The organism is Bacillus sp. C30 (assembly GCF_040838255.1).
Classification (GTDB): domain Bacteria; phylum Bacillota; class Bacilli; order Bacillales; family Bacillaceae_G; genus Bacillus_A; species Bacillus_A mycoides.
The window spans coordinates 1-6762 of record NZ_JBFPJH010000178.1 but is presented as its reverse complement, the minus strand read 5'-3'; the positions used below and the strand labels follow the sequence as shown (position 1 = coordinate 6762).

General features: G+C 37.1%; 5 protein-coding genes. All 5 read right to left on the bottom strand.

The annotated features are described in order from the left end of the window. Window positions 1-214: 214 nt before the first annotated feature. Complete coding sequence (locus tag AB3X49_RS15495) at window positions 215-1489, bottom strand: MDR family MFS transporter (protein WP_367963161.1); 1275 nt, start codon at window positions 1487-1489, stop codon at window positions 215-217. A gap of 107 nt (window positions 1490-1596) precedes the next feature. Further along, window positions 1597-3012 carry a branched-chain amino acid transporter BcaP gene (bcaP, locus tag AB3X49_RS15490; protein ID WP_002124809.1) on the bottom strand — a complete coding sequence of 472 codons (1416 nt, stop codon included), beginning with the start codon at window positions 3010-3012 and terminating at the stop codon, window positions 1597-1599. A gap of 256 nt (window positions 3013-3268) precedes the next feature. Then, window positions 3269-4441, bottom strand: a complete 1173-nt coding sequence (locus AB3X49_RS15485; RefSeq protein WP_016095126.1) for a homogentisate 1,2-dioxygenase — start codon at window positions 4439-4441, stop codon at window positions 3269-3271. Next, window positions 4407-5363, bottom strand: a complete 957-nt coding sequence (locus AB3X49_RS15480) for a fumarylacetoacetate hydrolase family protein (RefSeq protein WP_367963157.1) — start codon at window positions 5361-5363, stop codon at window positions 4407-4409. Before AB3X49_RS15480 ends, AB3X49_RS15485 begins: the two co-directional genes overlap by 35 nt. 66 nt (window positions 5364-5429) lie before the next feature. Then, window positions 5430-6548 carry a 4-hydroxyphenylpyruvate dioxygenase gene (gene hppD, locus AB3X49_RS15475; protein WP_002140158.1) on the bottom strand — a complete coding sequence of 373 codons (1119 nt, stop codon included), beginning with the start codon at window positions 6546-6548 and terminating at the stop codon, window positions 5430-5432. Window positions 6549-6762 lie beyond the last annotated feature (214 nt).

Below are 6762 nucleotides of genomic sequence, written 5' to 3'. Positions count from 1 at the left end.
CTTCCACAAATAATTAAAAGACACCACTTATTGGTTTTCTACACTTTTTCTCTTTAATTTCTACACACCTAAACAAAATTAAACTTTAAAGCAAAATTGCTATCTAATCTAGTTATGTACCTAAAATATGTAGAAATCCACTTTGTGTGTATGTCATCTATATTACCCTACCATTTGTGGAGGGTGAAAAAACATTGATTAAAGTTTCATTTTATTAAGAAGACTGTTTTGTAGGCGTATCTTTTTGCCTCTGCTCAACAAGACGATCTAAAGAAACATATACAAAGCCTGCAACTACACACCCTACACTTAAAATTGTAAATAAGTAGTGACCAAGCAAACGATCCAATAAAAAACCACCAAGAAGTGGACCGAATGCACTTCCTGTAATCCACTGCAAACTCGCCGCCCCCATATAGGTTCCTCTCAAATGCTCAGGGGCCAAATTCGCTACAAACGTCATCTGTATAGGCGACATAATCATCTCGCCTAACGTATATATGGCATAAACAAACATTAACGTCATTAAAATAATTGTAGCATTTGTATCATATTCTCCAAACCACTTCGGTAACCATCCTATAAAAAACAAACCAATTCCGAACAAACACGCACCGTATAGCATCGTCTTTCCAACAGGTTTATCTGTCGCCCATTTTGAAATTTGAAATTGAAATAAAACAACTAATAGACCATTTAATGCCATTAAATATGGGTATGGATTGTTGACTCCAAAAATATCCTTCATTTCGTTATCAAAGTGAAGCGGTAACATGCCTTCTGTTTGAGAAAACCCCATAGAAATAATGATCCCCGCTAACAAATAAATCATTAACGCCTTATCTCTCATTAAAATTTTCCAAACTGCTCCGGATTCCTTCTCTTTATTTTTTTCCGTCATATCCGTAATTTTTGGCATTGTTTCTTTAATAAGTACTAACACTAGTAGCGCATAAAACAACATAGCGGATGAAGCAATAATAAACACGAGGTTCTTTGATAAAACAACTACTGATGCTCCCATTATCGGTCCAATTGCAGCACCAATATTGTGTCCCATTCGCAATAAACCATATGCTTCTGTTCTTTTTTCTGGCGCCGTCACATCTGCAACCATCGCTGATGCTGCTGGATGAAATAAAGAATTACTTAACCCTAAAAAAATAGATAAAATAGCGTATGGAATAAATCCTTCGATAAATAAAAAACCGAGCATTAATAACGCATTACTCGCCATTGAAAATATCATAATTGGCTTTCTTCCATATATATCAGCTATTCTTCCGCCTATAAGCGAGCCAAAGCTTGCAGCAATTGGAGAAAGCGCCATAATAATCCCAACTTGTAATAAAGAATCTACCTTATCTTTTAAATATAGTGCAAAAAAAGGCATTAACATCATCATCGCAATTCCGTTCAAAGTCTCACCGATAAATCGAATCCATACGTTACGATCCATCTCTCTTAGCTCACGCCATGTATTTTTCACATTTTCACCCCTTTAGTTCGCCAACAATTATCTTATAATACATTCAGAAAAATGCAAATTTTCAAAATAAAAATCCATCCTAACAGAATTAGAATGGATTTTTCCATTTATAAATTTGCTACATCTTCTTCTTTTTTACTATTATTTAAAACACTACGCTTTCTACTATAGGCGAAATAAACTACTATACCGATAACCATCCAAACACCAAAACTAATCCAAGCTGTCGCTGATAATTGAAGCATCAAATATAAGCAAAAGATAACTGTTAATGCTGGTAAAAATGGTACGAGCGGCGCCTTAAACGCCCTTGGTAAATCAGGATGAGTTCGTCTCATCACAATGACAGCAACAGCTACAAGTGCAAATGCTGACAAAGTTCCCATATTTACAAGATGTGCTAAAACATTTAAATCTATTAATCCTGAAATAAGTGCTGCAATAATACCTGTTGTCCATGTATTTAAAAATGGTGTTTTAAATTTCGGATGAACTTTAGCAAGACGCTTCGGTAACAATCCATCTCTGCTCATTGCATATGAAACACGAACTTGCCCATACATCATAACTAGCATTACAGTTGTAATTCCTGTAATTGCTCCTACTGATATCACTCCCGCCAAACTATCTTGTCCAATAAATTGAAGTGCGAAAGCAACTGGATCTGATATATTCAACTGACCGTATGGAACAATCCCTGTCAAAATAAGTGAAACAACAATGTAAAGAACCGTACAAACTAGTAACGATGCAATAATTCCAATCGGCAAATCGCGTTGTGGGCGCTTCACTTCTTCTGCGGCTGTTGATACAGCATCAAATCCAATGAATGCGAAGAAAACTGTAGCTGCTCCAGCCATTACACCATCTAACCCAAATGGCATAAAAGGTGTCCAATTTTCAGGTTTTACATAATTAAATCCGGCGAAGATAAAAATGAGAACAACTGCTAGTTTAATAAATACCATTATATTATTTACACGTGCACTTTCACGAACACCTCTAGATAAAAGAACCGTCATAACTAGAATAATTAGAACTGCAGGTAAATCAATTATTCCACCCTTTCCAGTACCAGGGGCCGAGGAGAGAATGGTCGGAATATGAATCCCAAATCCCTTTAATAACGATTGAAAATACGCTGACCATCCATTAGCTACAGCAGATGTGGCTAATAAATACTCGAGCATTAAATCCCATCCAATTAAGAATGCAAATACTTCTCCCATCGTCGCATACGTGTACGTGTAAACACTCCCTGAGACAGGAACTGAAGAAGCAAATTCAGCGTAACAAAATGCAGCAAAGGCACAAGCTAATGCAGCTATAGCAAATGATAATATAATAGCTGGTCCAGAATGTTTCGCTGCTACAACGCCAGTAAGAACAAAAATACCAGTTCCAACAATTGCTCCGATTCCAAGCATTGTTAAATCAAGTGCCCCTAACGTTCTCGATAATGTCTTTTGTTTACTTTCTTGCAGTAACGTTGAAATCGGCTTCTTTTGAAAAATTTGCTTCATACTGTGCTCCTCCATGATTTTAGTTTTCTGAAAATTTAATTTACTTTTTTCATTTTACCCACGGTATGTTTTTTAGTCAATACTTTTGTCGAAATAAACAGAAAACTATCGAGATACATACTATACTCTTATCATCCTTTCGATAAAAAGATTCAGACAATCATATCTATATATTTCCATAACTTTTTTTGGTATTATTATACATGTCGATTCCATAAAAGAGGCATGCTCCCGTAGTGAGCATGCCTCTTTTTACTTATTTCACAGTATATGAACCCTCTTCAATCCAGCTATACATATATTTTTCATCTTCCGTCTCATGTGCTTGTTTTACAATACGAAGCGGACGGAATGTATCTATCATAACAGCCAGTTCAAGTGTCTCTTTCTTCCCTATACTCGCTTCTGTTTTCCCTGGATGTGGCCCATGCGGGATCCCGCTTGGATGAAGCGTAATAGAACCTTCTTCTACACCTTTTCGGCTCATAAAATTACCTTCTACATAGTACAGTACTTCATCACTATTCACATTACTATGATAATATGGTGCCGGAATAGATTCTGGATGATAATCGTATAAACGCGGTACGAAAGAGCAAATGACGAAATTATGCCCTTCGAATGTTTGATGTACTGGTGGTGGCTGATGAATACGACCTGTAATTGGTTCAAAATCCTCCACATTAAAGACCCACGGATATAAATACCCATCCCATCCAACAACATCTAACGGATGGTGCCCTAACACATGCTTGTGCATATAACCTCTCGACTTTGTCATTACGACAAACTCACCTTTTTCATCATATGTCTCCAATTTCTCCGGTCCACGCATATCTCTTTCACAAAACGGACTATGTTCTAACAATTGCCCATATTCATTGCGATAGCGACTTGGTGTTGTAATTTGGCTATTTGCCTCTACAACAAGAAACTTAGTCTCTCCCTCATCTGGAATAACACGATAAATCGTTCCAATTGGAATTGTTACATAATCACCTTTTCTATAGTGAATCGTTCCAAACATCGTTTCAATTTTTCCTGTTCCATAATGAACAAATAACATTTCATCGCCATCACCATTACGGTAAAAATAATCCATTTTTTCTGTTGGACTCACTACTCCAATTAATAAATCCTCATTCCCAAGCATAAAGTTTCTTCCGCTTACTGCATCACCAGTTTTTTTATTTTCTTTCGTACGGAAGTGGCGATGAGCAAGAGTAACATCCTCTTCATACTGTAACTGACAAGAATGCGATAATGCCGCATGCCCTACTTCTGTTGGCATATAATGATGATACAAAATAGACTGGGTACCAGAGAAACCTTTTGTCCCCATTACCTGCTCACGATAAAGCGATCCATCTTTTTTACGAAATTGTACATGTCGTTTATGAGGTAGCTCCCCCATGTGACGATAAAACATGCCCATCACCTGCTTCCATTTCTTTTTTGATCGTATTACGTAACGTACCTAAACCAGTAATCGACAGCTCTACAACATCTCCATCTTGCAGCCACTCTTCCGTACCAAGCTCCAAAATACAGCCCGTTCCTACTGTGCCAGACCCGATAACATCCCCTGGATATAACGTAACATCTTCCGAAGCACGTTCAATCATTTCAGAGAATGCATAATAAATATCTTGGAAATTCCCTTTTGATAACAGTTGCCCATTTACATGAGCAGTCATCTCTAACTCATAACGATCACCGTTACGATAAACGTCTAATTCCTCTTTCGTAACGAGATACGCTCCTAATGAAGTTGCAAAATCTTTTCCTTTCGCTGGACCGAGTCCCACTTTCATTTCTGTTGCTTGTAAGTCCCTTGCACTCCAGTCGTTCATAATGCAGTAACCAAAAATATATTCCTCTGCTTGTTCACGAGAAATGTTTCGTCCTTCTTTCCCAATTACGCAAGCAATCTCTAACTCATAATCAAGCTTTTTAGACTTCTTCGGACCAATAACAAAATCATCTGGTCCAATAACAGCACGGTGGTTCGTAAAATAAAAAACCGGGATATCATACCATTCAGGTACAACATCTAGCCCTCTTCGTCCGCGAGCTGTTTTTACATGCTGCTCAAATGCATAAAAATCTCGAATGCTACTCGGATTAGGAATTGCCGCTGCTAATTGAACTTCCTCTAAGGAATATATACCCTTTTCAGGATTCTTAATATTACGCAATACTTCTACATACTCATCTGCTTTCTCTAAAAAGGCGAACATAGAAGAAGGTAATTGTCCATCACTCGCAAGATTCATGTCGATTACTTTGTCACCTTCAAGCCATCCAGCTCGCATTTCTTTCGATGGGAGACGAAATGTAACAAATTTCATCGTGATTCCTCCCTATGAAAATGAAATTTCCACCAACAAAGGAACTCTTGCTGGTGGATACAAATTTTATAAATTTCCGCGACGCTCTTGTTCTCTTTCAATTGATTCGAATAACGCTTTAAAGTTCCCTTCGCCAAATCCACGAGAACCTTTACGTTGGATGATTTCAATAAATAGAGTTGGACGATCTACAATTGGTTTCGTAAAGATTTGTAATAAATAACCTTCTTCGTCACGGTCTACTAGAATCTTCAATTCTTTTAATCTATCAATTTCTTCATCAATTTTCCCCACTCGTGCAGTTAACTCATCGTAATACGTATCTGGCGTATCTAAAAACTCCACGCCATTCGCACGAAGCACTTCAATTGTTTTTACAATGTCACTTGTTAATAAAGCAAGATGCTGTACACCCGCTCCGTTATAGAACTCTAGATATTCTTGAATTTGTGACTTTCTTTTTCCGTCTGCTGGTTCATTAATTGGAAACTTAATACGGCTTCCATTCGTCATAACTTTTGACATTAATGCCGAATACTCTGTGCTAATATCGTCATCATCAAAGTGAATCATTTGTTTAAATCCCATGACGTTCTCATAATAACTAACCCATTCTTCCATTTTCTCAACGTTACCAACGACATGGTCTACAGCAATTAAACCGGATTCTTCAAATGGAATATTGAACTCTACCTTTTGAAATCCTGGCATGAATGTTCCTTTATAATTTTTACGCTCTACAAGCGTATGAATTGTATCACCATACGTACCAATAACCGCTTTCTTCAAGGTACCTTCCTCATCTGTTAACTCTTCAGGAGGAGCAATCGCAACAGCGCCACGTTTTACAGCTTCAGAGTATGCTTTATCAACATCATCAACAAGTAAAGCCACATCCTTCACTCCATCACCATGAGTCTTTACAAACTCTGCAATACGACTATCACTACTTAAAGCTCCAGACACAACAAAACGCATATTTTTTTGCACAAGAACATAAGATACCTTTTCACGGTTTCCTGTTTCTAATCCAGAATAAGCTACAATTTTGAATCCAAACGCTCTCGCAAGATAATAACTTGATTGCTTTGCATTCCCTACGTAAAATTCCAAATGATCTACATCACGTACCGGAAAAAAGTCCTCCATTTGTGCAGCTAGCGTATCCATAGATTTTTGTTTCATAATATCTTCATCCCCCTGTAAATAGATTAAATGGTCCATACTTAAAACCAACCGAAAACGCTTCCAACATCAATTAATAGAAATTAGTTAGCAAGCTAACAATTTCCGACCTTTAAAATTTTCTATCTTTTCTGTCAAATTCCTCTTTTTTTCTTACATATAAAATTCGACTTTTTTCTCTTTAAAGTAAGGGGAAAATATTAATACTTGAAGG

Excerpts from the sequence above, each read along its gene's own strand:
- AB3X49_RS15485 (WP_016095126.1), bottom strand. The coding sequence starts at position 4,441 with ATGTTTTATCGTCACATGGGGGAGCTACCTCATAAACGACATGTACAA.
- hppD (WP_002140158.1), bottom strand. The coding sequence starts at position 6,548 with ATGAAACAAAAATCTATGGATACGCTAGCTGCACAAATGGAGGACTTT.
- AB3X49_RS15480 (WP_367963157.1), bottom strand. The coding sequence starts at position 5,363 with ATGAAATTTGTTACATTTCGTCTCCCATCGAAAGAAATGCGAGCTGGA.
- bcaP (WP_002124809.1), bottom strand. The coding sequence starts at position 3,012 with ATGAAGCAAATTTTTCAAAAGAAGCCGATTTCAACGTTACTGCAAGAA.